Raw genomic sequence first — 26,454 nt, 5'->3', positions numbered from 1 at the left:
ACGCAAGCAAAGTCACATAAAAACGGCGGGATTTTCCCGCCGTTTTTTGTTTGCACCGCACTATTTATCGCTCGTAAGCGCAAGTGCTCCCCGATAGTCTGTTGATTCAGAAACAGGGAGAACTGATATGTCGACAATTCGGGCGTTAACGCCACAAGACCGGACTGCGTGGGAGCCATTATGGAAAGCCTATCAGGTCTTTTACGAAGTCGACATTCCCGTAGAGACAACTGACATTACATGGGGTCGCTTTCACGATGCGTCTGAGCCCATGCACGCACTGGGCGCGTTTGATGACGATGGACGCCTTGTTGGCATCGTCCATGTGATTTTTCACCGCTCCTGCTGGTTGCCAAAATGGACCTGCTATCTCCAGGATCTCTATGTCGAAAACTCTCAGCGTGGAAAAGGCACAGGTGCCGCATTGATTGAGGCTGTGGCCGATCTTGCTCGTGAAGAAGGTGCTGGCCGCCTCTATTGGCTTACGCATGAAAGCAATGCGAAAGCGCGTCGTCTTTATGACAGCATCGCGCAAGAGTCTGGTTTCATTCAATATCGCAAGGCGCTCTAAAAAAGCCGGTTTCCCGTTTCTTTTTGCTGCAAGAAAGAGCATCCTTGCTCAGAGCTTGCAGGGAGGATCAGCAATGAGCGATTTGAAGCTTTACACCAATCCCATGTCACGCGGACGCATTGCGCGCTGGATGCTCGAAGAGATCGGGCAACCCTATGATGTTGAAATACTGGATTACGGCCCACCCATGAAAGGGCCAGACTATTGCGCCATCAATCCGATGGGCAAAGTGCCTGCCCTTCGTCATGGCAACGACATCGTCACGGAAGTAGCAGCCATCTGTGCCTATCTTGCGACCACCTTCCCTGAATCTGGCCTTGCACCGCATCCGGACGAGCGCGCCGATTTTTATCGCTGGCTTTTCTTCACATCTGGCCCGGTCGAAGCCGCTCTGTCCAACCACGCGCTGGGTTATGAAGTGCCAGCCGACAAGCAGGGTATGGTCGGCTATGGCAATTACGATACGGTTGTTAATACGCTTGAAAATGCAGTGTCACGCCATCCCTACATTACCGGATCACGCTTTAATGCAGCCGATGTCTATGTCGGCTCACATATCGGATGGGGTTTGCGCTTTGGCACCTTGCCAGCGAAGCCTGCCTTTAAGGCTTATTGGGATCGTCTGAAAGATCGCCCTGCGATGAAACGTGCCAATGAACTGGATGATGCCGCCGCAGCCGCAGCGGCTTCAAAACATTAGTTAAAGCATTTCCAGCAAAAGGGCGAAGCGGATTTGCGCGGGATAATGCTATAAAAACAAATAGATAGAGCGGTTTCAATGATTCAATATTAACTGGAACCGCTCTAAAGCTGAAAAGCCTTAGCAAAGGCCTGGGCGCCATTGAGTGAGAAGGCAATAACACGACCTTCCTCACGACGCGCCCAACCTTTATCGATGAAGTTTTTCAGAAGCGCTGCACCGAGCGCACCGCCCAAGTGGTTGCGTCTCTCACTCCAGTCTAGACAATGACGGCAGAGTGGCCGTTTGCCCTTTTGCAGCGTATCAACATCGATGCCCATGCAAGAGAAGAATGACTTTCCTTCATCAGTAAGCAGTGGCTCGTTGGCATCATTGATCAAACCGAGCTTATATGATGCATCAAGCATTTCCACGCCGCGCTCGCCCGCCAGATGATCGTAACAAATCCGCGCCTTACGCAGCGCATGATCTTTCGGGCCAGTGCGAACACGTACGGCGCCGGTTCGCTGTGCAAGCCCCATCAGACCTTCGAGCACCTGCGCCACATCCGTACCTGACAGCCTGAAATAACGATGCCTGCCCTGCTTCTCAGCCACCAGCAAATTGGCAGCATCAAGCTTGGAAAGATGCCCACTGGCTGTCTGAAGTGTTACGCCTGCGGCGGCTGCAAGTTCGCTTACCGTCAAAGCACGACCGTCCATCAGCGCAGTCAGCATGTTTGCGCGCGCCGGATCACCCAAAAGTGCTGCAACAGAAGCTATGATCGGTCCGTCTCTCATACTTCGATGCTAACCGAAGCATGGATGAAGTTCAATACGCTAAAACGTCTCCAGCAAATCAGCCAATTTCAGGAGATAAGAATGATTACCTGCTTCATCCGCTATCAAATCGACCCGTTCAAAGCCGATGCTTTCGCGGAATATGCACGCAACTGGGGCCAGGCAAGCCCCCGTTGTGGCGCGAAGCTGATTGGCTATTTCGGCCCGCATGAGGGCTCCACCACAACCGCTTATGGCGTTTATTCAGTCGAAGACCTTGCTGCCTATGAACAGTTTCGCGCACGTCTGGCCGCAGACCCAATCGGCCGGGCAAACTATGAATTCGCGAAGCGCGAGCAATTCATCCGGTCTGAAGAACGCATATTTCTTAAGCTTCAATCAGCTCCACATGCGGAGTTTATCAAGCCATGATCGCTGTCATCTTTGAAGTCTGGCCAGCAGATGATGAAAGGCGCGAGCAGTATCTCGATATCGCCGCAAGCCTGCGCGCCGATTTGGCAAAAATTGACGGCTTCATATCCATTGAACGCTTTCAAAGCCTGGTTGAGCCAGAAAAGCTGCTGTCTCTCTCCTTCTGGCGTGACGAAGATGCCGTAAAGCAGTGGCGTAATCTGCCAACACATCGGATCGCACAGACGAAAGGGCGTGGAGGTGTGTTTGAAAGCTACCGTCTACGTGTTGCGAATGTCGCTCGCGATTACGGACTCGATCAACGCGAAGAAGCTCCTGACGATAGCCGCAAGATTCACGCAGCATAAAAAAAGGCCGGGAAAATCCCGGCCTTTTTATTCTTATAAGAAATTTATCAGACGATCAGCGCTTTAACCGCTGCGATTGCATCATTTGCCTTGGTGCCATCGGGACCACCGGCCTGAGCCATATCCGGACGACCGCCGCCGCCCGCGCCACCGAGCGCACCAGAAGCAGCTCGAACCAGATCAACTGCAATGAACCGACCAACCAGATCTTCGGTCACAGCAGCAACTGCGCTTGCCTTTCCATCTTCACCAACACCGATGAAGAGGACAACACCAGAGCCAACCTGCTTCTTGCCTTCGTCGGCAAGTGGCTTGAGATCACGCGGCGAGACACCTGTTACAACCTTGCCAAGGAAATTGACACCGTTGACGGTTTCCACAGCGCTGCCACCGTCCGAAGAACCACCGCTCAACGCAAGCTGTCTGCGTGCTTCGGTAAGTTCTCGTTCGAGTTTCTTGCGCTCATCAACCAGAGCATTGACGCGCTCCAGTGCTTCCGATGGCGTGGTTTTCAGCACGCCGGCGATTGCCTTGACGCGCTCGTCCTGTTCTTCGAGATAAAGACGAGCCGCCTCACCCGTAAGGGCTTCCATACGACGAACACCGGCAGCAACTCCGCTATCAGATAGAATGCGAACGAGACCGATATCGCCGGTCTGGCGCACATGCGTACCACCGCAAAGCTCAACCGAGTAAGCCTTACCAGCCTTTTCGCCGTGCTTCGCCGTGCCCATCGAAACAACGCGGACTTCATCGCCGTATTTTTCGCCGAACAGCGCCATCGCACCTTCGGCAATAGCATCATCCACAGCCATCAAGCGCGTGGTGACTTGCGCATTCTGCAGAATGATCTCGTTGGCGAGATTTTCAACAGCTGTCAGTTCCTCAGCCGAAATCGGCTTTGGGTGCGAGAAGTCAAAGCGCAGACGATCAGGCGCGACGAGCGAACCCTTCTGTGCAACGTGAGAACCCAAAGTTTCACGCAGCGCTTCATGCAAGAGGTGAGTTGCCGAGTGATTGGAACGGATGCGCGTGCGGCGCTCGCCATCCACCTTCAGCTCAACCGGTTCGCCAACCTTTGCCGAACCCTTGGTAACTTCGCCGGTATGAACGAAGAGGCCTTCACCCTTCTTCTGGGTGTCTTTGATCGTGATGACAAAGCCTTCGCCGGAGATTGTTCCGGTATCGCCCTGCTGACCACCAGATTCGCCGTAGAATGGCGTCTGGTTGACTACGACGGACACGGTTTCGCCTTCGGCAGCCGATGCCACTTCTGCGCCATCACGCACGAGGGCAGCAATAACACCTTCCGCACTTTCGGTTTCATAGCCGAGGAACTCGGTCGCGCCGACCTTATCCTTGATGCCGAACCAGATGGTTTCGGTTGCAGCCTCGCCCGAACCGGTCCAGTTGGCACGAGCTTCGGCCTTTTGGCGCTGCATAGCGGAATTGAAACCATCAGTATCGACCGTCACGCCGCGCTGGCGCAAAGCGTCCTGCGTCAGATCAAGCGGGAAACCATAGGTATCGTAAAGTTTGAACGCGGTTTCGCCATCAAGACGATCACCTTCAACCAAGTTTTCCGAAGCATCGGAAAGCAGGCCGAGGCCGCGTTCCAACGTCTTGCGGAAACGGGTTTCCTCCAGCTTGAGCGTTTCGGAAATAAGCGCTTCTGCGCGGATGAGTTCCGGGTAGGCCTGGCCCATTTCGCGGATCAGCGCTGGCAGCAGACGCCACATCAATGGCTGGCTCGCGCCAAGCAGCTGCGCATGGCGCATAGCGCGACGCATGATGCGGCGCAGAACATAACCGCGACCTTCATTAGACGGCAGAACGCCGTCGGCAATCAAGAAGCTCGATGCACGCAGATGATCGGCAATCACGCGATGGCTGGCGCGGAAATCGCCTTCAGCCTTAACGCCTGTTGCTTCTTCCGAAGCACGGATAAGCGCCTTAAACAGATCGATATCGTAGTTATCGTGCACGCCCTGAAGGACGGCCGCAACACGCTCAAGGCCCATGCCTGTGTCAATCGACGGGCGTGGAAGATCAATGCGCTGATCAGGAGTAACCTGCTCGAACTGCATGAAAACGAGGTTCCAGATTTCAATGAAACGATCGCCGTCTTCATCAGCTGATCCGGGAGGTCCACCCCAAATATGATCGCCATGATCATAGAAGATTTCCGAGCAAGGACCGCAAGGCCCGGTATCACCCATAGCCCAGAAGTTGTCATTCGTTGCAATGCGGATGATACGATCATCCGAAAGACCGGCAATCTTCTTCCAGAAATTCGCAGCATCATCATCCGTGTGATAGACGGTGACGAGCAGCTTGTCCTTGTTAAGGCCAAATTCCTTGGTGATCAGGTTCCAGGCATGGCTGATCGCTTCTTCCTTGAAGTAATCACCAAACGAGAAATTGCCGAGCATTTCAAAGAAAGTGTGGTGGCGTGCTGTGTAGCCCACATTATCCAGATCGTTATGCTTGCCGCCAGCGCGTACGCATTTCTGCGAAGTAGTCGCGCGGCTGTAAGGGCGCTGTTCAAGACCAGTAAAAACGTTCTTGAACTGCACCATACCCGCATTGGTAAACATCAGCGTCGGGTCGTTACGAGGAACGAGCGGGCTTGATGAAACGACTTCATGTCCGTTTTTGCGGAAATAGTCGAGGAATGTGGACCTTATCTCGTTGACGCCAGCCATAATTCACCCTTGGACATTTTCTGCCCTGCATGAGATGCGCAATACGCATCAATTATATAATCTCCACCCGCAGGAATGCGGCGATATACGGCACATTTTGCCGCCACGCTTCGACTACCCGATAATGGAAAGTCCGTAAGGTAGAGTTTCGGTTGTCCGCTTTTAGCGGCGTGCTGCTTTTCTGTCCAGATAAGCAGTGTGCGCTATAAAAGCAATTTCACCCGGAAACCTAGAAAACGGCATCTATGCAACAGTGTTGAACCATAGGAGAGCCAATAATTCGGCTTCACCGTAAATGCTGCGCGTAATGTCTGACGCGATGCGCCCCAGCTCAAAAACAAAAGCCCCGCATTTTCGTGCGGGGCTTTTGTCAAATTATAGAGCCAGGAAACTTATGCTTCGGCTGCGTCTGGACCGTCATCTGCTTCCGGACCACCATCTTCAAGGAATTGCTCGGCGATCAAGCCGGCGTTCTGACGGAGTGTCGTTTCGATTTCTTTCGCGACTTCCGGATTATCCTTGAGGTACTGCTTGGCGTTTTCGCGGCCCTGCCCGAGACGCTGGGAATTATAGGAGAACCATGCTCCGGACTTCTCGACCACACCGGCTTTAACGCCAAGGTCGACCAGCTCACCAGTCTTGGAAACACCTGCACCATACATGATGTCGAACTCGACTTGCTTGAATGGAGGGGCAAGCTTATTCTTGACCACCTTCACGCGAGTCTGGTTACCAACGACCTCGTCACGTTCCTTGATCGAACCAATACGGCGAATATCAAGACGTACAGAAGCATAGAACTTCAGTGCATTACCGCCGGTCGTTGTTTCAGGCGAACCGAACATAACGCCGATCTTCATACGAATCTGGTTGATGAAGATGACCATGCAGTTTGAACGCGAAATCGAAGCGGTGAGCTTGCGCAGAGCCTGGCTCATCAGACGCGCCTGAAGGCCCGGCAAAGAATCGCCCATTTCGCCTTCAATTTCAGCACGCGGCGTAAGAGCAGCAACCGAGTCGACAACCAGAACATCGATAGCACCGGAACGCACAAGCGTATCCGTGATTTCAAGTGCCTGTTCGCCAGTATCAGGCTGAGAAATCAGCAGGTTTTCAAGATCAACGCCAAGCTTGCGGGCATATACCGGATCAAGTGCGTGTTCCGCATCCACGAATGCGCAAATACCACCCTTCTTCTGTGCTTCTGCAATCGTATGCAGTGCGAGAGTGGTTTTACCCGAACTTTCCGGGCCATAGATTTCTACGATACGTCCCTTGGGCAGACCGCCGACGCCCAATGCGATATCGAGAGAAAGCGAGCCGGTTGGCACAGTCTCAATATCGACGACCTCGTTCTGACCGAGCCGCATGATTGAGCCCTTGCCGAACGCACGTTCAATTTGCGACAGCGCCGCATCAAGTGCCTTAGTCTTGTCCACTGAATTTTCCTCAACGAGTCGCAATGATTTCTGAGACATCTTACACCATCCTCTTGCCTCGCTAGAAGCCCATAGGGCTCATCGCCAATATCTATTTGTATCCGTTTTGTTCCAATTTAGCAACCTAGTCAAGCAATTGATTTAGATAGGTATAATTTTTTTGTTCTATTATTGTTCTATAATATTAGAAATGGCAAATGTGAATCGCTATCCACGCATTAGTTAAGAAAAACTGAAGTTTTTGATACACGATTCTTCAAAATACAAAACGCAGCCCTTCTTCCGAAGGACTGCGCTGAAAAAGAATCTGACTGATTCTTGATTTATCAGCTTGCGCCACGAAGCGGCGAAATCTGAATTTCAACGCGGCGGTTCTGCGCGCGGCCATCCGGCGTCGCATTGGTCGCAACTGGCTGGCTAGCGCCGTAACCGATAACCGCAAAGCGACGTGGATCGATACCCTGCGAACCCAGATAGCTTGCAACAGACGACGCACGGCGCTGCGAGAGACCTTGATTGTAGCTAGCACTACCGGTCGAGTCAGTGTGACCGAGAACGTCAACAAGAGTCTGGTTGAACTTACGCAGAACAATCGCAACCGAGTTCAGCGTTGGGTAGAACTGGCTCTTAACCTGATCCTGATCTGTATCGAAGGTAATGGCTGAAGGCATGTTCAGGATAATCTGGTCGCCATTACGCGTAACTGAAACGCCAGTGCCCTGCAGCTGATTGCGCAGTTCGGATTCCTGACGATCCATGTAATTGCCGATTGCGCCGCCACCCAAAGCACCAATACCGGCGCCGATCAGGACTGCATTGCGCTGAGCGCGGCTGGAGCCGCCGACCATGAGGCCGCCAAGCGCACCAACAGCGGCACCGATTGCAGCGCCACCGGCGGTGTTTGATACCTTCTGTTCACCGGTATAAGGATCGGTGGTGCAGCCTGCCAGAAATGTGGCACCAATTAGGGCAATCCCGATTTTCTTCAGCATGTATTGGTAATCCTCAATTGTCGATTCGTCGCGAATGATAGCTTCGATTAAGGCCGGATGGTGTCTTTAAATCCCCATCCGCGACTTTTAGAACGCAATTTGGCTTGTTTACAACAGCTTGCCGACATTTGATCGCCGCGCGTTAGCCAATCCGCCCACATTGACGCAGCTGAGTTGCGTAACGGTTGGCCATGGATTGGGCGCGTCTCGCACCGTTCAACGCTGTCGCATTGCCGCGCCAGACTCCACGGGAATATCCACCATGTCCCGAGTAATACGCGAGATAGAGACTGTAAGCGTCAGCCCGATTGATACCATTCTTCTGATAGCTCTGATTGTGATACCAGCCGATGAAGTGGATCGCGTCGCCGAAGTTGCTGCGAGAAGCGGTCCAGCGACCAGTCTCACGCTTATAGCGATCCCAGGTTCCGTTCAGTGCCTGCGAATAGCCATAGGCGCTCGAAGCGCGTTTCCATGGGATAAATCCAAGCAGCTTGGTACGCGGTGGACGAGCATAAGGGCGGAAACCGGATTCAGTATAAATTGTCGCCATTAGAACATGGACCGGTACGCCAAACTCGCGCGAAGCGCGGGTCGCGTCTTTCTGCCAATTATTTATCCAACCGTCGCGTTGATCAAAGACTGCGCAAACATTGCTGACCTGTCGTGGGGCAGTCGCGCAGCCGCCAAGAATAACGAGCGCGACGAGAAGCAAAACGCGCGTCATGGGAAACCTCATTGCAATTACAAAAATTGATAAATTGTAAAAATTAAAGAGGACTTAAACTAAGGCATTGATTTCATTATGGTTACTACAATGTTTACAGCCTCTTCCGTTGGTTGCTGAACGTTTGAATTCATTGGTAAAACCAATCTCAGCACGGCCACCGAATACAACCCTTGATTGCTTACCCATTGACTGCGGCTTGCAGGATGAAGGCCGAATTGTGACTAAAGTCAAAAACGCTGTTAAAACGTGTCTGTTGCAGAGTGTGTTCATGCATACAACAACGGAGGAGTTTTCATGAATGTGCAAAAGCTGCGTGAAGTTTACGAAGCATATATATCCTGTCTTAATGCTCAGGATTGGCCATCGTTAAAGCTTTATGTGGCTGAAGATGCTCAGCATAATGGTCAGAGATTGGGCGTTCACGGATATCGCGACATGCTCATTCGAGGTTATCAACAGATACCGGATCTACAGTTTAAGATAGGCTTGTTGGTTGTTGAGCCACCAGTTGTCGCAAGCAGATTTGATTTTGATTGCACGCCTGTCGGGCAATTTCTCGGCCTTCCCATAAATGGCAGGAATATCCGTTTTTCCGAGAACGTCTTTTATGAGTTTTCGGACAACAAAATCAGCAAGGTCTGGTCTGTTCTCGATAAAGCAGGCATCGAAGCACAACTCTGACGTCACGCAAAAACCATCCGTTCAACGACGTGTTTGACGTTCGGCCCTTAGGCGTGACCAATAATCAAGCCGCTTGCGAATATCGCGCTCAAAGCCTCTTTCCGGCGGATCATAGAAAACCTGCCGTCCCATGGCTTCCGGGAAGTAATCCTGACCCGAAAATGCGTCAGGTTGATCATGATCATAAGCATAACCATCACCATAGCCTTCATTCTTCATCAGCTTCGTCGGCGCGTTGAGAATGTGTTTCGGCGGCAACAATGAGCCATTCTCTTTAGCGGCACGCATCGAAGCCTTATAAGCCATGTAAACCGCATTGGATTTGGGTGCTGTCGCGAGATAGACGCAGGCTTGGGCAAGCGCCAGTTCCCCCTCCGGTGAACCCAGATAATCATAGGCATCTTTCGCGGCATTGCAGATAACAAGCGCTTGTGGATCAGCCAGGCCAATATCTTCAACCGCCATGCGGACAAGACGACGCCCAAGATAGAGCGGATCTTCACCGGCATCGAACATGCGGCTGAGATAATAAAGAGCGGCATCAGGATCAGATCCCCGCACCGATTTATGCAAAGCGGAAATCAGATTGTAGTGGCCGTCTTGTCCCTTGTCATAAACTGGCGCGCGACGCTGAACAACATCCTGAAGCTTTGCAGCGTCAAACACCTCGTCAGGCCGTGCTGCACGCCATACTTCTTCTGCAAGTGTTAGCGCGGCACGACCGTCACCATCGGCCATGCGAACCAGGCTTGCTCGTGCTTCTTCGTCCAGCGGCAGCGGACGTGCTTCCTGTTCTTCTGCACGCGTGAGAAGCGTAGCGATGCTTTCGCCATTATGCGGATGAAAAGTCAGCACCCTCGCCCGCGACAACAAAGCGGCGTTGAGTTCAAACGAAGGGTTTTCTGTCGTAGCGCCAATCAGGATGACCGTGCCGTCTTCCATTACTGGCAGAAAACTATCCTGTTGCGCGCGATTGAAACGATGAATCTCGTCTACAAAGAGCAGTGTTTGGCGACCCGACATGCGTCGTGCGCGCGCTGATTCAAAAACCTTCTTGAGGTCAGCAACACCGGAGAAAATCGCTGAAATTTGCTCGAAAGCCAAATCAGTCTCTCCGGCAAGCAGCCTGGCAACTGTTGTCTTGCCAGTGCCCGGAGGGCCCCAGAAGATCATCGAGCCGAGCGAGCCGGACGCGATCATGCGTGTCAGCACACCTTCTGGTCCTGTCAGGTGTTCCTGCCCCGTCACTTCCGAAAGGTGGCGCGGGCGCAAGCGATCAGCGAGTGGCCTGTTACGGTCCGCATTCGGATCAACCGCAGTTGAAAAAAGGTCGCTCATTTCGCTTCGCTCAATGCCAGAAAAACAGATGTCGTCTCAGGCATAGTCCCGCCTGAAACGACATGCAACTTTAAATGCTTGGCGATGAGGTCAGCGAACAAACTGTCGGATCAGCGCGCCATTACGCTCAACTTCCAGTCTCCAGGCCAAACCTCGGCCATCATTAAGCGCTGCAGTCAGATCATTAATCGTGCGGATCGGGTTACCATTGATACCTCTGATAATATCACGTTGACGCAAACCAAGTCGTGCGGCCTGCGAATTAATGACGACATCAGTCACAATAACGCCCCGCGCCCCATCACGCAGACGCATTTTTGAAGCCGTTTGTGGTGTTAATTCTTCAACCACGGCACCTGCAAAGGGATTATCACCCTCTATGGTCTGCTTCTGTTGCGGCTTGGCTTCAGGCTCTTTTGCAAGCTTAACAGGCAGTTTGCTGTCCTTACCGTTACGCACAATATCCAGCGTCACTGTATTGCCGATGCCAGCTGTCGAAAGACGATAACCGAGCACATCGATATTATCGGCCCTGACACCCTGTACCGAAAGCACCACATCGCCAACTTTCAAGCTAGCTTGTTCGGCAGGACCGCCCTTGGTGACGGCTGTCACCAGCACGCCAAAGGACTTATCCATGCCGAGACCTTCAGCAACGTCAGGCGTGATGTTCTGGAAGGTCGCACCGATAAATGGACGTTCAAAGCTCGTGCTCCCGCTCAATGCGGCATCAACAACGGCGCGTACCATATTGGAAGGAATAGCGAATCCGATACCGACAGATCCACCTGAGCGGGAATAAATTGCGGTATTGATGCCAATCAGGCGTCCACGCATGTCAATCAGACCGCCGCCCGAATTTCCGGGATTGATAGCGGCATCAGTCTGAATGAAGAAGTCAAAATCTGAAACGCCAACCTGCGTACGAGATTGGGCGGAAACAATACCGTTGGTAACGGTCTGGCCTACCCCAAACGGATTGCCGATAGCCAGCACAAGATCGCCAACTTCAACACCATCGGAATCACCCAGCGACAGAACCGGGAATTTGTCATTCGCGTCGATCTTTAAAACCGCAAGATCGGTCGTTTCATCGCGCAGCAGCACCTTGCTTTCGAACTGGCGGCCATCTGAAAGCGCCACCTTAATTTCGTCGGCGTCCTTAATGACGTGATTGTTTGTGACAACAATACCAGACGCATCAACGATGACGCCCGAACCGAGCGACTGCTCAGTGCGCGACTTGCCACCGCCGCCAAACTGCTTCCCGAAAAACTGCTCAAAAAACGGATCGCCTGCAAATGGTGATGCCTGCTGCTGCACCTGACGCGCGGCGTAGACGTTAACGACTGCAGGCGCTGTTTCCTTCACCAGAGGCGCGAAGGAAAGCTGCATATCGCCACGGCTTAGAGGGATCTGTTTGCCCTGAGCTGGAACGGCTGTTTCCTGCGCGATCGCAGGCAAAGTGACTGTGCTGATCGACGCGATAAGCAGACCCGCAATTCCATAACGCCGCCAATTCATTCGCAAACTCCAGTTTTCCTCATCTCGCATCCGATTCCTCGGAGCCAATATCGGCAATATGGAGCTAACAAGGCCAAGTATAAAGGGCTGGAATATGGCAAAGCGCATTACAGCTTCGTAATGAATTACGTTACGCTTCTCCTAACCTCGCAACAATTCAATAAAAACTATCTGCAAACGAAAAAAGGGCCGCACGAGGCAGCCCTTTTCAATAAGTACGAAGCGTAGATTACGCTGCGTCAGCTTCTGCAGCAGCTTCAGCTTCAACGCGTGCGCGGTCAGCTTTGCCCTTGGCATCAACATCGCGTTCAACGAATTCGACAACTGCGAGTGGCGCATTATCGCCAGTGCGGAAGCCTGCCTTCATGATGCGGATGTAGCCGCCGTTGCGGGTTGCATAACGTGCAGCCAGCGTATCGAACAGCTTAGCAACCAGCTTGACGTCGCGGATGGCGGAAATCGCCTGACGACGTGCATGCAGGTCACCACGCTTGCCGAGAGTGACAAGCTTTTCTACGATTGGACGGATTTCCTTAGCCTTAGGAAGCGTGGTCACAATCTGTTCGTGCTCGATGAGCGAAGCCGCCATGTTGGCGAACATTGCCTTGCGATGCGAGGCAGTGCGGTTCAGCTTACGCTGTCCATTACCGTGGCGCATGGCCTTCTCCTTTTAACTCAGTTCTGCCGGAAACGTCCGGTCTTAATATTGGTCTTCGTAGCGCTTAGCGAGATCTTCGATGTTTTCAGGCGGCCAGGCTGGGATTTCCATACCAAGATGGAGACCCATCGACGCCAGAACTTCCTTGATCTCGTTGAGCGACTTGCGGCCGAAATTCGGAGTCCGCAGCATCTCGGCTTCCGTCTTCTGGATCAGATCGCCGATATAGACGATGTTGTCGTTCTTCAGGCAGTTTGCCGAACGTACCGACAGTTCGAGCTCGTCCACCTTCTTGAGCAGAGCCGGATTGAAAGCCAGTTCCGCAACCTGTTCCTGCGGAGCTTCCTTCTGCGGCTCTTCGAAGTTGACGAAGATCGCCAGCTGGTCTTGAAGAATACGAGCTGCATAAGCAACTGCATCTTCACCGCTCACGGAACCATTGGTTTCGATGTTGAGCGTCAGCTTGTCGTAATCAAGAACCTGACCTTCACGGGTGTTCTCGATCTTGTACGATACCTTGCGGATCGGCGAATAAAGGCTATCAACCGGAATAAGGCCGATTGGAGCATCTTCCGCACGATTACGGTCGGCAGGCACATAGCCCTTACCGGTGTTGACAGTGAATTCCATGCGGATTTCAGCGCCTTCATCCAGCGTGCAGATGACGTGATCCGGATTAAGGATCTCGACATCGCCAACAGTCTGAATGTCACCAGCCGTAACAACGCCAGGGCCTTCCTTACGGACAACCATGCGCTTTGGGCCTTCGCCTTCCATACGGATAGCGATTTCCTTGACGTTCAGAACGATATCCGTGGTGTCTTCGCGGACGCCCGGAATGGAAGAGAATTCATGCAGAACGCCATCGATCTGAATGGCGGTTACAGCAGCGCCGCGCAGCGACGACAGAAGCACGCGACGCAGTGCGTTACCGAGCGTCAGACCAAAACCGCGTTCCAGCGGTTCAGCAACGACGGTTGCATGGGTGCGTGAGCCGTTGGTGATAAAATCCACCTTGTTCGGCTTAATCAGTTCCTGCCAGTTCTTCTGGATCATTTTATTTTCCTCTATCAACCGTCGCTACCATCCAATCGTAGCGATCTTGTGAAGAACCGCAGAGGAACCTCGGACACATGGTCCGAGGCTCATGCGGCATATAAAAGAAATTAGACCCGGCGCTTCTTGCGCGGACGGCAACCGTTGTGCGGGATCGGCGTAACATCGCGGATCGACGTGATCACAAAGCCGGCAGCCTGAAGGGCGCGCAGCGCAGATTCACGACCAGAACCCGGTCCGCAAACCTCGACTTCGAGGGAGCGCATGCCATGTTCCTGAGCCTTCTTGGCGCAATCTTCAGCAGCGATCTGTGCGGCAAACGGGGTCGACTTACGCGAACCCTTGAAACCCTGAGCACCTGCAGAAGACCAGGCAATCGCATTGCCCTGTGCATCCGTGATGGTGATCATGGTGTTGTTGAACGTCGAATTAACGTGGGCAACGCCCGACGAGATGTTTTTGCGCTCGCGACGGCGAATACGCTGGGCTTCCTTAGCCATGATAGTCCTCTCAAAACTCGATCTCGACACCGCCGTAATTCCAGCGGCTCCACCGGCCCTTTGATAAGGACCAGCACCGAACCCACCCGATTATCGGGCAAGCCCGACAGAACGATTGGTTCTGCCGAAAATTACTTCTTCTTACCTGCGATAGCCTTTGCAGGACCCTTACGGGTACGTGCATTGGTATGCGTGCGCTGACCACGAACTGGCAGCGAACGACGATGACGCAGACCGCGGTAGCAGCCAAGGTCCATCAGACGCTTGATGTTCATGGAAACTTCACGACGCAGGTCACCTTCGACGCGGTATTCAGCATCGATAGCTTCACGAATCTGAAGTACTTCAGCATCCGACAGCTGGTTTACGCGACGATCGTCAGCAATGCCGACCTTCGTTACGATTTGACGAGCAAATTTAGGTCCAATCCCGTGGATGTACTGAAGCGCAATGATTACGCGCTTGTTCGTCGGGATGTTGACGCCAGCGATACGTGCCACGTCTGTTCTCCTTGAGTTACATAAAAATCGATCTGGCAGATGCGATCAACCAGACAGCATTGTTTGACCGGTCCCGGCCTCTTACTATTTCCGCCAGAACCGACCATTCAAACCAATTGAAGTGGGGCAGTCTTTGACGGAATCGCCCGAAAAAGTCAACTCTTAACTGTCCGTAAAGCTGCCAAAGCAACTGCACAGACATTAAAAGCAACTCTTGAAAGCGAGAAGCGGACAGAAAAACGCTAAACGTCTTCCTGTCCGCAATTTTTAAACGACTTTTTCAAGCCTCAAGCCGGAACGAGAATTCTCTCAATTTCGGCAGTAACTTCTTCAACCGGAGCCATACCATTGATGACGCGAAGTTCACCGGTTCCAGCGTAATAGCTGGAAAGAGGCGAAGTCTTCTCACGGTATTCAACGAGACGCTTACGGAAGGCTTCAGGGTTATCGTCGGAACGAACCTGACCACCCTTGGCAATCGTTTCAGCCACGCGGCTTTCCATCCGCTTGACCAATGCATTCTCGTCAACCTTAAGCTCGATGACCGCATCAAGCTTGAGACCTTTGCCAACCAGCATTTCGCCGAGGGCCTGCGCCTGAGGCACAGTACGCGGATAACCGTCCAGAATGAAACCGCTTGCGCAGTCCGGCGCATCAATGCGCTCTGAAACGATCTGGTTGACGATTTCATCAGAAACCAGCTGCCCGGCATCCATCACTGCCTTGGCGCGCTTCCCGATCTCGCTCTGCTGAGCGACTGCTGCACGCAGCATGTCGCCAGTCGAAAGCTGAGGTATTCCATGCTTCTTGGTAAGAAGTCCAGCCTGCGTCCCCTTACCTGCTCCGGGCGGCCCAAGAAGTATCAGTCTCATTTATTACGTTTCCCACCTCTGAGTTTGGACTTCTTGATCAGCCCTTCATACTGATGAGCGACAAGATGTCCCTGAATTTGCGCAACCGTATCGAGCGTTACGCTGACCACGATCAACAGCGAAGTACCGCCAAGATAGAATGGTACACCGGTCGCGGAAATCAGGAATTCCGGCAGAAGACAGACAAGCACAATATAGATGGCGCCGACAACAGTGATGCGTGTCAACACATAGTCTATGTACTCAGCTGTACGTTCACCCGGACGAATGCCCGGAATAAAGCCGGAGTGCTTCTTAAGCTGGTCAGCTGTGTCCTTGGGATTGAACACGATAGCCGTGTAGAAGAAGCAGAAGAATGCCATCAAGCCCGCATAGAACAGCATATAAAGCGGCTGACCATGACCGAGAGCGTTGAGAATAGTTGTTCCCCAAGCCGGCATTTCAGCTGTATTTGCAAAGCCAGCAACGGTGGCAGGCAGAAGCAGCAGCGACGAAGCGAAGATCGGAGGGATAACGCCAGCCGTGTTGAGCTTGAGAGGCAGATGCGAAGTATCGCCCTGGAACATGCGATTGCCAACCTGACGCTTCGGATACTGGATCAGAAGACGACGCTGCGCACGCTCAACGAAAACGATGATAGCGATCAGCGCGATGGCCAGAACGATAACGCCGAGGATCAAACCGGTCGACAGAGCGCCAGTACGACCTAGTTCCAGCGTACCGGAAATAGCATGTGGAAGGTTTGCAACAATGCCGGCGAAGATAATGAGCGAAATACCGTTACCGATGCCGCGAGCAGTGATCTGCTCACCAAGCCACATCAGGAACATGGTACCGCCAACAAGCGTAATCACCGACGAAATCAGGAACATTGGTCCAGGATTGGTGACAATCCCATTACCCGACTGCAGACCCACCGAAATGGCATAAGCCTGTACGATTGCAAGAAGCACCGTACCATAGCGGGTGTACTGATTGATAATTTTGCGACCCGACTCGCCTTCTTTCTTCAGCGCTTCAAGCGTCGGAACAACCGACGTCATAAGCTGCACGATGATCGAGGCAGAGATGTACGGCATGATGCCAAGAGCGAAGATAGCCATACGGCCAACCGCACCACCGGCGAACATATTGAAAAGTCCGAGCACACCCTGGCTATGCTGCTGGAAAGCCTGCGCAAGCGCATCAGGATTGATGCCGGGCAGCGGAATATAGGTGCCGAAACGGTACACCAGCAAAGCGCCCAGTGTGAACCAGATGCGCTTCTTGAGTTCTTCAGCTTTAGAGAAAGCCGAAAAATTGAGATTGGAAACTAGCTGTTCAGCAGCCGATGCCATTAAATTTCTCCGGTGAAAAGTCTCCGGTCCCCCACTCCCATCGACGCGCGTTTTTCCAACTCGCATCCCTTCGGACAAGAAGACCCTACCCAGATATGCGCATTGGCATAAATGTGCAAGCGGCGGCACAAGGGCCGCCGCTTTTTATTTTTATGTCGATGCCTTATTCGGCAGCAGCTTCAGGAAGCTTTACGCTACCACCGGCCTTTTCGATCTTTTCGATCGCAGCCTTGGAAGCACCAGCAACCTCGAAGGCTACCTTTGCCTTCAGTTCGCCGTCCGCAAGAACGCGAACACCGTCCAGAGCGCGACGAATCACGCCAGCAGCCTTAAGCGAATCGCTATTCACAACTGCCTTTGCATCCAGCTTGCCAGCGTCGATCGCAGCCTGAACACGGCCGAGCGAAACAACGTTGAAGCTCTTTGCAAAGATGTTGGTGAAGCCGCGCTTAGGCAGACGGCGGTAGATTGGCATCTGGCCGCCTTCAAAGCCGTTGATCGCTACGCCAGAACGGGACTTCTGTCCCTTGACGCCGCGGCCAGCGGTCTTACCGGTGCCGGAGCCGATACCACGGCCGACGCGCTTACGCGCCTTTACTGAACCTGGCTTATCACGCAGATCGTTGAGTTTCATGTCTCTATCCCCTGCGTTATCAGGCCTCGTCCACAACGCGGACGAGATGCTGAACCTTGGCGATCATACCACGAACCGAAGGAGTATCCTCCAGTGTGCGGCGGCGGTGCATTTTGTTAAGTCCGAGTCCGATCAGCGTTGCACGCTGTTCGGCTGGACGACGGATAGGGCTTCCGATCTGTTCGACCGTAACCGTCTTACCCTTCTTCTCAGCCATCACTCAAATCCCTTGTCTATGGCGTATCCGGTGTTTGTGCACCGGACTGGCACAAACTATCGGCTATTCTTCCGAACCGACCACATCATGGCGGCGAGCCTGAAGGGTCGAGTACTTGATACCGCGCTGTGCAGCGATGTCCTTTGGATGCATCTGATGCTTCAGAGCGTCAAAGGTTGCACGAACCATGTTGTAAGGGTTCGAGGAGCCGAGCGACTTAGCAACAACGTCCTGAACGCCAAGCGTTTCGAACACTGCACGCATTGGACCACCAGCAATGATACCCTTACCGGCAGGAGCTGCACGGAGGAGAACCTTGCCAGCGCCGTGACGGCCCTGCACATCGTGATGCAGAGTACGGCCCGAACGAAGCGGAACGAAAATCATGTCGCGCTTAGCAGCTTCAGTTGCCTTACGGATCGCTTCAGGCACTTCGCGTGCCTTACCATGACCGAAGCCAACGCGGCCCTTCTGGTCGCCAACTACGACGAGCGCAGCGAAACCAAAACGACGGCCACCCTTAACAACCTTGGCGACGCGATTAATGTGAACGAGCTTGTCAACGAATTCGCTGTCGCGCTCCTCACGACCGCGATCTTCGCGGTTACGTTCTTTCTGTGCCATATCCTATTCCTTTATTTTTTTCCGGAAGCACAAAATTATTAGAAGCTAAGTCCGCCTTCGCGGGCAGCTTCGGCGAGAGCCTTCACACGGCCGTGGTAAATGAATGCACCACGGTCGAACACTACTTCACTGACGCCTGCTTTCTTAGCACGCTCTGCAACCAGCTTGCCAACTGCAGCTGCTGCTGCGGAGTCGGCGCCGGTCTTGAGCTTGCCCTTCAGGTCGCCATCCAGGGTCGAAGCAGCTGCGATGGTAACACCGCGAACGTCGTCGATAACCTGAACGTAGATGTTCTTGGAAGAGCGGTGTACGCTGAGACGTGGACGGCCGTTTGCGACAGCCTTGACCTGACGGCGTACACGAGCAGCGCGACGCTGCAAAGTTTCTTTTGGCGATGCCATGACGCGCTTCCCTTACTTCTTCTTGCCTTCTTTGCGGACGATCTTCTCGCCAGCATACTTGACGCCCTTGCCCTTGTAAGGCTCGGGGCCGCGATATTCGCGGATCTCAGCCGCGACCTGACCGACCTGTTGCTTGTCGATACCAGAGACGACGATTTCCGTCGGCTTAGGAACAGCAACAGTGATGCCAGCAGGCACGTCATAGACCACTTCGTGGCTGAAGCCGAGCGAAAGCTGAACATTCTTGCCCTGCATAGCAGCACGGTAACCAACGCCGCTAATCTCAAGCTTCTTTTCAAAGCCCTTTTCGACGCCTTCGAAGATGTTAACGATCATCGAACGCGACATGCCCCACTTGGAGCGAGCTTCTTTGGACTGGTCACGAGGATCGACGCTTACAGCGCCGTCTTCGAGCTTAACCAGAACTTCATCGTGCACTACGAAAGACAATTCGCCTTTCGCGCCCTTAGCCTTGACGGTCTGACCTTCAACGCTGGCGGTCACGCCCGCCGGGACCGGCACGGGTTTTTTACCGATACGAGACATTTTTATACCTGTCTTTTATCTGTTCACTGTCGGCCGCATCAGAAGATGCGGCAGAGCAGCTCACCACCAACGTTTTGTTCACGAGCTTCATGATCAGCCATCACACCCTTAGGGGTGGACAGGATCGAGATGCCAAGGCCATTCGCAACCTGCGGGATCGACTTGACCGACACGTAAACGCGACGGCCAGGCTTCGAAACGCGGGTCAGTTCACGAATGACTGGAACGCCTTCATAATACTTCAGTTCGATTTCGATCTCGGCTTTGCCGTTCACGAATTCACTCTGCGTGTATCCGCGGATGTAACCTTCAGACTGAAGAACATCCAGTACGCGAGCGCGCAGCTTCGAAGCCGGGGTCGAAACCTTGGTCTTCTTGCGGCCAACTGCGTTGCGGATACGGGTCAGCATATCGCCGATAGGATCTGACACAGACATATGCTACTCCTTACCAGCTCGACTTAACTATGCCTGGAATCTGTCCAAGCGAACCCAACTGGCGAAGCGCAATACGCGACATCTTCAGTTTACGGTAATAACCACGCGGGCGACCCGAAACTTCGCAACGATTGCGAATACGGACCTTAGCAGAATTGCGCGGCAGTTCGGCGAGCTGGATAGTAGCGCGGAAACGCTCATCCAGCGGAAGGCTCTGATCCATTACGATCGCCTTCAGACGTGCACGCTTTTCAGCATGACGCTTAACCAACTTTTCGCGGCGCTTGTTGTTTTCGACTGCGCTAGTCTTGGCCATATTAATATACCTCGCTACGCTTGCCGTTACTGCCGGAACGGGAAGTTGAAGGCGCGCAGAAGAGCGCGGGCTTCATCATCCGTCTTAGCGGTCGTGCAAACGATGATGTCCATGCCCCAGATCTGATCAACTTTATCGTAGTTGATTTCTGGAAACACGATGTGTTCCTTAATACCCATGGCGAAGTTGCCGCGGCCATCAAAGCTCTTCGGATTCAGACCGCGGAAATCTCGAACGCGCGGAAGCGCAATCGTGATCAGACGATCAAGGAATTCGTACATGCGGTCCGCACGAAGAGTTACCTTCGTACCGATTGGCATGTCTTCACGCAACTTGAAGGTCGCGATCGAATTACGGGCGCGAGTAATGACAGCCTTCTGACCGGCAATCAAGCCCAGATCTTCTGCTGCAACAGCTGGCTTCTTCGAATCAGAAGTGGCTTCGCCTACGCCCATATTGAGAACAACTTTGGTGATGCGTGGGATCTGCATCTCGTTGTCATATTTGAATTCTTCAAGAAGAGCCTTGCGGATCGTATCCAGATAAACTTTCTTGAAGCGTGGAAGTGCCTTAGCTTCAGCCATCAGATCACTGCTCCCGAACGCTTTGCGACGCGAACCTTCTTGCCGTCCTCAACGCGGAAACCAACGCGAGTTGGCTTGCCGTCCTTAGGATCAGCAACTGCCAGGTTCGACAAATGAATCGGCGCCTCTTTCGAGATGATGCCGGCTTCCTGAGTCTGTGTCTGGCGCTGATGACGCTTCACAACATTAATGCCACGAACAACGGCTTTGTCGTCCTTAGGCATAACCTGAAGAACTTCGCCTGTACGGCCCTTGTCCTTACCGGACAGCACGACAACGCTGTCGCCTTTGCGAATCTTTTGCATCGTCTTGCTTCCTTACAGAACTTCCGGAGCCAGCGAAATGATCTTCATGTGGCTCTTTGCGCGAAGTTCGCGCGGAACCGGTCCGAAGATACGCGTGCCGATAGGCTCTTTCTTGTTATCGATGAGAACAGCTGCGTTATTATCGAAACGAATAACGCTACCGTCTGCGCGACGGATGTCCTTGGCGGTCCGTACGACCACCGCCTTCATCACGTCACCTTTTTTGACGCGGCCGCGCGGAATAGCTTCCTTGATCGACACCACAATGATGTCGCCAACGGAAGCATAACGCCGCTTCGAGCCGCCCAGCACCTTGATGCACATGACACGACGTGCGCCGGAATTATCCGCCACGTCGAGGTTTGTTTGCATCTGAATCATGACTGGCCGCCTTCTTTTCCTTCAGCTGGTTAAGGGCTCCTGCCCTACCTAAGCTGCGTGTTTGTAATTTAGCCCGCTGTTACGTTCGAAAGAACGACCCAGCGTTTGTCCTTCGAAATTGGCTTGGATTCTTCAATAGAAACCTGATCACCAATCTTGAACTGGTTGTTTTCGTCGTGCGCCTTATACTTCTTCGACTGGCGAACGGTCTTCTGGAGGAGCGGGTGCGAATAGCGACGCTCAACCTTAACCACAACAGTCTTATCGTTTTTGTCGCTGACGACAACGCCCTGCAGAACGCGTTTAGGCATTATACTTGTTCCTTATGCCTTGCTTTCGGCCGCCTTCTGGCGGGCGATGGTCTTAATACGCGCAATGTCACGGCGAACCTGCTTCACGCGCGCGGTTTTTTCGAGCTGGCCGGTTGCCTTCTGAAAGCGCAGATTAAACTGCTCTTTCTTCAGGGCGCCCAACTCATCGTTCATCTGATCGAGGCTTTTGGCCCGAACGTCTGCGGCTTTCATGACTGCCTCTCTTACTCTGCGATGCGCTGAATGAAGCGCGTCTTGACCGACAACTTTGCAGCGCCGAGTCTCAGGGCTTCGCGTGCCACATCTTCGGGTACGCCGTCAAGCTCAAACATTATACGACCTGGTGCTACGCGGCATGCCCAGTAGTCAACTGAACCCTTACCTTTACCCATACGGACTTCGGTAGGCTTCGATGTTACTGGCAGATCCGGGAAGATACGGATCCATACACGACCGGCACGCTTCATGTGACGGGTGATCGCGCGGCGAGCCGCTTCGATCTGTCGTGCTGTGACGCGGTCAGGCTCAACGGCCTTCAAACCGAATGCACCGAAATTAAGGTCCGTACCGCCCTTCGAGTTGCCGTGGATACGGCCCTTGAACTGCTTACGGAACTTGGTGCGCTTAGGCTGCATCATTGTTCTCTACTCCAAATTTCTCGCCCGCGGCCCGCTTTTTAAGCGTTTTCGCGGCGGCGGTTCTGCTGGGAACCCTGATTGTCACCCTCAACCGCACGACGTTCAGAAGCCATTGGGTCGTGCTCAAGGATTTCGCCCTTGAATACCCAAACCTTCACGCCGCAGATGCCGTAAGCGGTCTGCGCTTCTGCTGTACCGTAGTCGATATCAGCACGCAGCGTGTGAAGAGGAACGCGGCCTTCGCGGTACCATTCCATACGTGCGATTTCAGCGCCACCCAGACGGCCGGAGCAGTTGATACGAATACCTTCCGCACCCAGACGCATTGCTGACTGAACAGCACGCTTCATGGCGCGACGGAATGCCACACGGCGTTCGAGCTGCTGAGCGATCGACTGAGCGATCAGCGTAGCATCGACTTCCGGCTTGCGAACTTCAACAATGTTGAGCGACGCATCGGAATTCGTCATCTCGGAAAGCTTCTTACGAAGCTTTTCGATGTCTGCACCCTTCTTGCCGATGATGATACCCGGACGAGCCGAGTGAATCGTCACGCGGCACTTCTTGTGCGGACGCTCGATTACGATCTTGGAGATCGCAGCCTGCTTGAGTTCGCTCTTAAGATATTCGCGAATCTTCACGTCTTCATGCAGAAGCTTGCCGTACTCACCGGTATTCGCGTACCAACGCGAATCCCAGGTGCGGTTGATGCCGAGACGAAGACCGATTGGATTAATCTTCTGGCCCATTATGCGGCCTCCCCTTTTTCCGCAACTTCGCGGACAACAATGGTGAGATGCGAAAACGGCTTTTCGATGCGGCTTGCCTTACCACGTCCACGAACGTGGAAACGCTTCATGACAATGGATTTGCCGACATAAGCTTCAGCAACGATCAGCGCGTCAACATCGAGATCATGATTGTTCTCTGCGTTGGCGATAGCCGATTCGAGCGTCTTTTTCACTGTTTCCGCGATCCGCTTGCGCGAGAACGTCAGATCAGCAAGTGCCGCATTTACTTTCTTACCGCGGATCAATGCCGCGACAAGATTAAGCTTCTGCGGGCTGACGCGAAGCGTACGGGCGACGGCTTTCGCCTCGTTATCCTTAAGCTGGCGGGGAGCCTTGGCCTTGCCCATCGTTACTTCCTCTTTGCCTTCTTGTCCGCGCCGTGACCGTAATAGGTACGTGTCGGCGCGAATTCACCGAACTTGTGTCCAACCATTTCTTCGGAGATCGATACCGGCACATGCTTGTTGCCGTTATAAACACCGAAGGTCAGGCCAACGAACTGCGGCAAGATAGTGGAGCGACGGCTCCACATCTTGATGACTTCACTACGACCGCCCTCGCGTACCTTCTCAGCTTTCTTGAGAAGATAGCCATCGACGAACGGACCTTTCCAAACTGAACGAGCCACTTCAGACTACCTCTCTTACTTCTTGCGCTGATGACGCGAGCGCATGATGAACTTATCGGTCGCCTTATTCGAACGGGTCTTCTTACCCTTCGTAGGCTTGCCCCAAGGCGTGACCGGATGACGACCACCGGAAGTGCGGCCTTCACCACCACCATGCGGGTGGTCAACTGGGTTCATTGCAACACCGCGAACGTGAGGACGCTTACCGCGCCAGACCGAACGACCGGCCTTACCGTCATTGATGTTGCTATGCTCTGGGTTGGAAACTGCGCCAACCGTTGCGAAACATGCACCTGGAACCAGACGCTGTTCACCAGAATTGAGACGCAGGATAGCCATACCCTGGTCACGTCCGACGAGCTGTGCATATGCACCAGCCGAACGAGCAATCTGGCCGCCCTTGCCTGGCTTCATTTCCACGTTGTGGATAATCGTACCAACAGGCATCGACGAAAGCGGCATTGCATTGCCTGGCTTAACGTCGACGGACTGGCCGGAAATGACCTTGTCGCCGGCTGCCAGACGCTGCGGAGCCAGAATGTAGCTCAGCTCGCCGTCTTCATAGCGGATCAGCGCGATAAACGCGGTGCGGTTTGGATCGTATTCCAGGCGTTCAACCGTAGCGACGACGTCGTGCTTACGACGCTTGAAGTCAACAAAACGGTAAGAACGCTTGTGACCACCGCCCTGAAAGCGAACAGTGATACGACCGGTGTTGTTACGGCCACCCTTCTTGGACAGACCTTCGGTCAGGGACTTGACCGGCTTGCCCTTGTAGAGTTCCGAACGGTCCACGATGACCAGCTGACGCTGGCCTGGCGTGGTCGGATTAAAGTGCTTGAGTGCCATTGTCTTTACTCCATGGCCTCTCAGAGACCTGTCGAAACGTCGATGCTCTGGCCTTCAGCCAAAGTAACGATCGCTTTCTTGACATCGCTCTGGCGCCCGACAATGCCGCGGAACCGCTTCACCTTGCCTTTGCGCACAGTGGTGTTAACGGCCTTTACCTTGACGCCGAAAAGCGCCTCGATTGCAGCCTTGATTTCCGGCTTCGTCGCCTTGCGAGCTACGTTGAAGACGACCTGGTTATGTTCGGAAACAAGGGTCGACTTCTCAGTAATAACTGGGCTGACGATCACGTCATAATGGCGAAGATCGGTCATTTAAAACGCTCCTCGAGGGCTTCGACAGCTGCCTTGGAAAGCACGAGCTTGCCACGACGCAGGATGTCGTAAACATTGATGCCCTGTACTGGCAGAACATCGATGTTCGGGATGTTCGAAGCAGCGCGCTGGAAGTTCACGTCGATCTCTGCACCACCGATGAGGAGTGCATTTTCAAGACCGAGCTTTGCGAACTGCGAAACAAGCTGCTTTGTCTTGGCTTCAGAGGCAGCCAGATCATCGATGATGATCAGGTCGGATGCCTTAGCCTTAGCCGACAGAGCATGACGCAAGCCGAGAGCGCGAACCTTCTTTGGCAGATCATGATCATGCGTACGGACTACTGGTCCGTGAGCCTGACCACCGCCGCGGAACTGCGGTGCACGAGCCGAATGGTGACGAGCGCGACCCGTACCCTTCTGCTTATACATCTTCGAACCGGTGCGGCTGATGTCGCTGCGGCCCTTGGCATCATGAGAGCCCTGCTGGCGGCGAGCCAGCTGCCAGCGCACGACGCGCTGAAGAATGTCGTCGCGCGGGTCGAGGCCGAAGATTTCTTCGTTCAGCTTGACCTTGCCGGCATCCTTGCCTTCAAGAGTTGTAATCGTGAGATCCATTATTCGGCTCCCTCAGTCGCGACTGCATCCGCAGCTGCATTGTTTGCGCTTGAACGCAGGGCAGCCGGCTTAGGTGCATTCTCAGGCAGCGAAACCTTGACTGCATCACGAACGAGGATCCAGGCGCCCTTGGAGCCAGGAACCGCGCCGCGAACCAGAATAAGGCCACGATCGCTATCTGTAGAGACAACTTCGATGTTCTGCGTCGTCACGCGGGTTTGACCCATGTGACCAGCCATCTTCTTGCCCTTGAACACCTTACCCGGATCCTGACGCTGACCGGTCGAGCCGTGAGCGCGGTGGGTAACTGAGTTACCGTGCGAAGCACGATGACCAGCAAAGTTGTGGCGCTTCATAACACCGGCAAAACCTTTACCGATAGAAGTGCCCGTCACATCGACCTTCTGGCCGGCGACGAAATGCTCGGCAAGAATCTCCGAGCCTACTTCGAGAAGGTTATCCGGCGAAACGCGGAATTCCGCTACTTTCGCCTTAGGCTCAACTTCAGCCTTCGCGAAATGACCGCGCAGAGCCTTAGTTGTGTTCTTTACCTTGGCAAGTCCAACGCCAAGCTGAACAGCCGTATAACCGTTTTTTTCAACTGTACGCTGAGCTACCACGTGGCAGTCTTCCATGCGGAGAACTGTCACTGGTACATGTTCGCCAGCGTCGTTATAGACGCGGGTCATGCCCAGCTTCTGTGCAATAACACCTGAACGCA

38 protein-coding genes are annotated in these 26,454 nt (G+C 53.5%); 5 read left to right on the top strand and 33 right to left on the bottom strand.

What is annotated here, in order from left to right:
- Positions 1–127: 127 nt before the first annotated feature.
- Together RT142_RS00190 and RT142_RS00185 are read left to right on the top strand one after the other, a co-directional pair.
- Entirely contained in the window at positions 128–571 is a 444-nt protein-coding gene (locus RT142_RS00190) for a GNAT family N-acetyltransferase (protein WP_007875283.1), read from the top strand.
- 73 nt (positions 572–644) lie between these two features.
- Complete coding sequence (locus RT142_RS00185; protein WP_112806628.1) at positions 645–1,271, top strand: glutathione S-transferase family protein; 627 nt, start codon at positions 645–647, stop codon at positions 1,269–1,271.
- A gap of 104 nt (positions 1,272–1,375) precedes the next feature.
- Here the strand turns inward: RT142_RS00185 and RT142_RS00180 are convergent, their stop codons facing one another.
- Positions 1,376–2,050: an ArsR/SmtB family transcription factor gene (locus RT142_RS00180; protein WP_112806630.1), complete on the bottom strand. Its 675-nt coding sequence runs from the start codon at positions 2,048–2,050 to the stop codon at positions 1,376–1,378.
- A gap of 81 nt (positions 2,051–2,131) precedes the next feature.
- On the opposite strand from RT142_RS00180, the gene RT142_RS00175 reads away from it, so the two are divergent.
- Positions 2,132–2,461 carry an NIPSNAP family protein gene (locus tag RT142_RS00175; protein ID WP_079211981.1) on the top strand — a complete coding sequence of 110 codons (330 nt, stop codon included), beginning with the start codon at positions 2,132–2,134 and terminating at the stop codon, positions 2,459–2,461.
- On the top strand, positions 2,458–2,808 hold the full coding sequence (locus RT142_RS00170) for an antibiotic biosynthesis monooxygenase family protein (RefSeq protein ID WP_112806632.1): 351 nt from the start codon (positions 2,458–2,460) through the stop codon (positions 2,806–2,808). The genes RT142_RS00175 and RT142_RS00170 overlap by 4 nt, the downstream gene beginning before the upstream one ends.
- A gap of 47 nt (positions 2,809–2,855) precedes the next feature.
- Here RT142_RS00170 and alaS read toward each other — a convergent pair whose 3' ends face one another.
- From alaS to RT142_RS00150, 4 genes are all read right to left on the bottom strand, one after another.
- The gene (alaS, locus tag RT142_RS00165) at positions 2,856–5,513 is read right to left on the bottom strand and encodes an alanine--tRNA ligase (protein WP_112806634.1); all 2,658 of its coding nucleotides are present in this window, start codon (positions 5,511–5,513) and stop codon (positions 2,856–2,858) included.
- A gap of 392 nt (positions 5,514–5,905) precedes the next feature.
- Entirely contained in the window at positions 5,906–6,991 is a 1,086-nt protein-coding gene (recA, locus tag RT142_RS00160; protein ID WP_064320714.1) for a recombinase RecA, read from the bottom strand.
- A 287-nt stretch (positions 6,992–7,278) separates the two neighbouring features.
- On the bottom strand, positions 7,279–7,944 hold the full coding sequence (locus RT142_RS00155) for an OmpA family protein (protein WP_064320715.1): 666 nt from the start codon (positions 7,942–7,944) through the stop codon (positions 7,279–7,281).
- 142 nt (positions 7,945–8,086) lie between these two features.
- Positions 8,087–8,671, bottom strand: a complete 585-nt coding sequence (locus RT142_RS00150; RefSeq protein WP_007875296.1) for a transglycosylase SLT domain-containing protein — start codon at positions 8,669–8,671, stop codon at positions 8,087–8,089.
- 297 nt (positions 8,672–8,968) lie between these two features.
- On the opposite strand from RT142_RS00150, the gene RT142_RS00145 reads away from it, so the two are divergent.
- A complete protein-coding gene (locus RT142_RS00145) occupies positions 8,969–9,355 on the top strand; it encodes an ester cyclase (RefSeq protein ID WP_313026430.1) in 387 nt (128 codons plus the stop codon).
- A gap of 21 nt (positions 9,356–9,376) precedes the next feature.
- Here the strand turns inward: RT142_RS00145 and RT142_RS00140 are convergent, their stop codons facing one another.
- The 28 genes from RT142_RS00140 to rplC form a co-directional block, all read right to left on the bottom strand.
- A complete protein-coding gene (locus RT142_RS00140) occupies positions 9,377–10,693 on the bottom strand; it encodes a replication-associated recombination protein A (protein ID WP_105518646.1) in 1,317 nt (438 codons plus the stop codon).
- A 90-nt stretch (positions 10,694–10,783) separates the two neighbouring features.
- Positions 10,784–12,217 carry a DegQ family serine endoprotease gene (locus RT142_RS00135; protein WP_313026427.1) on the bottom strand — a complete coding sequence of 478 codons (1,434 nt, stop codon included), beginning with the start codon at positions 12,215–12,217 and terminating at the stop codon, positions 10,784–10,786.
- A gap of 229 nt (positions 12,218–12,446) precedes the next feature.
- Positions 12,447–12,875, bottom strand: a complete 429-nt coding sequence (rplQ, locus tag RT142_RS00130) for a 50S ribosomal protein L17 (protein ID WP_007875302.1) — start codon at positions 12,873–12,875, stop codon at positions 12,447–12,449.
- A 42-nt stretch (positions 12,876–12,917) separates the two neighbouring features.
- Entirely contained in the window at positions 12,918–13,931 is a 1,014-nt protein-coding gene (locus tag RT142_RS00125; protein ID WP_007875304.1) for a DNA-directed RNA polymerase subunit alpha, read from the bottom strand.
- A 110-nt stretch (positions 13,932–14,041) separates the two neighbouring features.
- Positions 14,042–14,431: a 30S ribosomal protein S11 gene (rpsK, locus tag RT142_RS00120; RefSeq protein WP_024897028.1), complete on the bottom strand. Its 390-nt coding sequence runs from the start codon at positions 14,429–14,431 to the stop codon at positions 14,042–14,044.
- A 131-nt stretch (positions 14,432–14,562) separates the two neighbouring features.
- Positions 14,563–14,931, bottom strand: coding sequence for a 30S ribosomal protein S13 (gene rpsM / locus RT142_RS00115; protein WP_064320719.1), 369 nt, complete (start codon positions 14,929–14,931; stop codon positions 14,563–14,565).
- A 287-nt stretch (positions 14,932–15,218) separates the two neighbouring features.
- Positions 15,219–15,803, bottom strand: a complete 585-nt coding sequence (locus tag RT142_RS00110) for an adenylate kinase (protein WP_007875309.1) — start codon at positions 15,801–15,803, stop codon at positions 15,219–15,221.
- Entirely contained in the window at positions 15,800–17,140 is a 1,341-nt protein-coding gene (secY, locus tag RT142_RS00105) for a preprotein translocase subunit SecY (RefSeq protein ID WP_007875310.1), read from the bottom strand. The genes RT142_RS00110 and secY overlap by 4 nt, the downstream gene beginning before the upstream one ends.
- Before the next feature lie 163 nt (positions 17,141–17,303).
- Positions 17,304–17,774, bottom strand: coding sequence for a 50S ribosomal protein L15 (rplO, locus tag RT142_RS00100; protein ID WP_064320720.1), 471 nt, complete (start codon positions 17,772–17,774; stop codon positions 17,304–17,306).
- A 19-nt stretch (positions 17,775–17,793) separates the two neighbouring features.
- Complete coding sequence (gene rpmD, locus RT142_RS00095; protein ID WP_007875314.1) at positions 17,794–17,991, bottom strand: 50S ribosomal protein L30; 198 nt, start codon at positions 17,989–17,991, stop codon at positions 17,794–17,796.
- A gap of 63 nt (positions 17,992–18,054) precedes the next feature.
- Positions 18,055–18,615: a 30S ribosomal protein S5 gene (rpsE, locus tag RT142_RS00090; protein ID WP_007875318.1), complete on the bottom strand. Its 561-nt coding sequence runs from the start codon at positions 18,613–18,615 to the stop codon at positions 18,055–18,057.
- A gap of 38 nt (positions 18,616–18,653) precedes the next feature.
- Entirely contained in the window at positions 18,654–19,016 is a 363-nt protein-coding gene (gene rplR, locus RT142_RS00085) for a 50S ribosomal protein L18 (RefSeq protein ID WP_064320721.1), read from the bottom strand.
- Between the two features lie 12 nt (positions 19,017–19,028).
- Complete coding sequence (rplF, locus tag RT142_RS00080) at positions 19,029–19,562, bottom strand: 50S ribosomal protein L6 (RefSeq protein WP_313026420.1); 534 nt, start codon at positions 19,560–19,562, stop codon at positions 19,029–19,031.
- A 38-nt stretch (positions 19,563–19,600) separates the two neighbouring features.
- Complete coding sequence (gene rpsH / locus RT142_RS00075; RefSeq protein ID WP_007875325.1) at positions 19,601–19,999, bottom strand: 30S ribosomal protein S8; 399 nt, start codon at positions 19,997–19,999, stop codon at positions 19,601–19,603.
- 10 nt (positions 20,000–20,009) lie between these two features.
- Entirely contained in the window at positions 20,010–20,315 is a 306-nt protein-coding gene (rpsN, locus tag RT142_RS00070) for a 30S ribosomal protein S14 (protein WP_007875326.1), read from the bottom strand.
- 26 nt (positions 20,316–20,341) lie between these two features.
- Complete coding sequence (gene rplE / locus RT142_RS00065) at positions 20,342–20,899, bottom strand: 50S ribosomal protein L5 (protein ID WP_007875327.1); 558 nt, start codon at positions 20,897–20,899, stop codon at positions 20,342–20,344.
- Entirely contained in the window at positions 20,899–21,204 is a 306-nt protein-coding gene (rplX, locus tag RT142_RS00060) for a 50S ribosomal protein L24 (protein ID WP_007875328.1), read from the bottom strand. Before rplX ends, rplE begins: the two co-directional genes overlap by 1 nt.
- A 12-nt stretch (positions 21,205–21,216) precedes the next feature.
- A complete protein-coding gene (gene rplN / locus RT142_RS00055) occupies positions 21,217–21,585 on the bottom strand; it encodes a 50S ribosomal protein L14 (RefSeq protein ID WP_007875329.1) in 369 nt (122 codons plus the stop codon).
- Between the two features lie 68 nt (positions 21,586–21,653).
- Positions 21,654–21,896: a 30S ribosomal protein S17 gene (gene rpsQ, locus RT142_RS00050; protein ID WP_007875330.1), complete on the bottom strand. Its 243-nt coding sequence runs from the start codon at positions 21,894–21,896 to the stop codon at positions 21,654–21,656.
- 12 nt (positions 21,897–21,908) lie between these two features.
- On the bottom strand, positions 21,909–22,109 hold the full coding sequence (gene rpmC, locus RT142_RS00045) for a 50S ribosomal protein L29 (RefSeq protein WP_007875331.1): 201 nt from the start codon (positions 22,107–22,109) through the stop codon (positions 21,909–21,911).
- 11 nt (positions 22,110–22,120) lie between these two features.
- Positions 22,121–22,534 (bottom strand): 50S ribosomal protein L16, encoded by a 414-nt coding sequence (rplP, locus tag RT142_RS00040; protein ID WP_007875332.1) that lies wholly within the window; start codon positions 22,532–22,534, stop codon positions 22,121–22,123.
- 38 nt (positions 22,535–22,572) lie between these two features.
- On the bottom strand, positions 22,573–23,283 hold the full coding sequence (rpsC, locus tag RT142_RS00035) for a 30S ribosomal protein S3 (protein WP_007875334.1): 711 nt from the start codon (positions 23,281–23,283) through the stop codon (positions 22,573–22,575).
- On the bottom strand, positions 23,283–23,672 hold the full coding sequence (gene rplV / locus RT142_RS00030) for a 50S ribosomal protein L22 (RefSeq protein WP_007875336.1): 390 nt from the start codon (positions 23,670–23,672) through the stop codon (positions 23,283–23,285). The genes rpsC and rplV overlap by 1 nt, the downstream gene beginning before the upstream one ends.
- 2 nt (positions 23,673–23,674) lie before the next feature.
- Positions 23,675–23,953, bottom strand: coding sequence for a 30S ribosomal protein S19 (rpsS, locus tag RT142_RS00025; RefSeq protein ID WP_007875339.1), 279 nt, complete (start codon positions 23,951–23,953; stop codon positions 23,675–23,677).
- Positions 23,954–23,968: 15 nt separating this feature from the next.
- Positions 23,969–24,802 (bottom strand): 50S ribosomal protein L2, encoded by an 834-nt coding sequence (gene rplB / locus RT142_RS00020; protein ID WP_007875341.1) that lies wholly within the window; start codon positions 24,800–24,802, stop codon positions 23,969–23,971.
- A gap of 20 nt (positions 24,803–24,822) precedes the next feature.
- Complete coding sequence (locus RT142_RS00015; protein WP_007875343.1) at positions 24,823–25,116, bottom strand: 50S ribosomal protein L23; 294 nt, start codon at positions 25,114–25,116, stop codon at positions 24,823–24,825.
- Positions 25,113–25,733 (bottom strand): 50S ribosomal protein L4, encoded by a 621-nt coding sequence (gene rplD, locus RT142_RS00010; protein WP_007875344.1) that lies wholly within the window; start codon positions 25,731–25,733, stop codon positions 25,113–25,115. The genes RT142_RS00015 and rplD overlap by 4 nt, the downstream gene beginning before the upstream one ends.
- A partial coding sequence (rplC, locus tag RT142_RS00005) for a 50S ribosomal protein L3 (protein WP_313026410.1) occupies positions 25,733–26,454 on the bottom strand: 722 nt, incomplete at its 5' end. The genes rplC and rplD, both read right to left, overlap by 1 nt.

This window comes from Brucella sp. (genome assembly GCF_032066345.1).
Classification (GTDB): domain Bacteria; phylum Pseudomonadota; class Alphaproteobacteria; order Rhizobiales; family Rhizobiaceae; genus Brucella; species Brucella pseudogrignonensis.
This window is presented reverse-complemented; position numbering and strand designations above follow the sequence as displayed.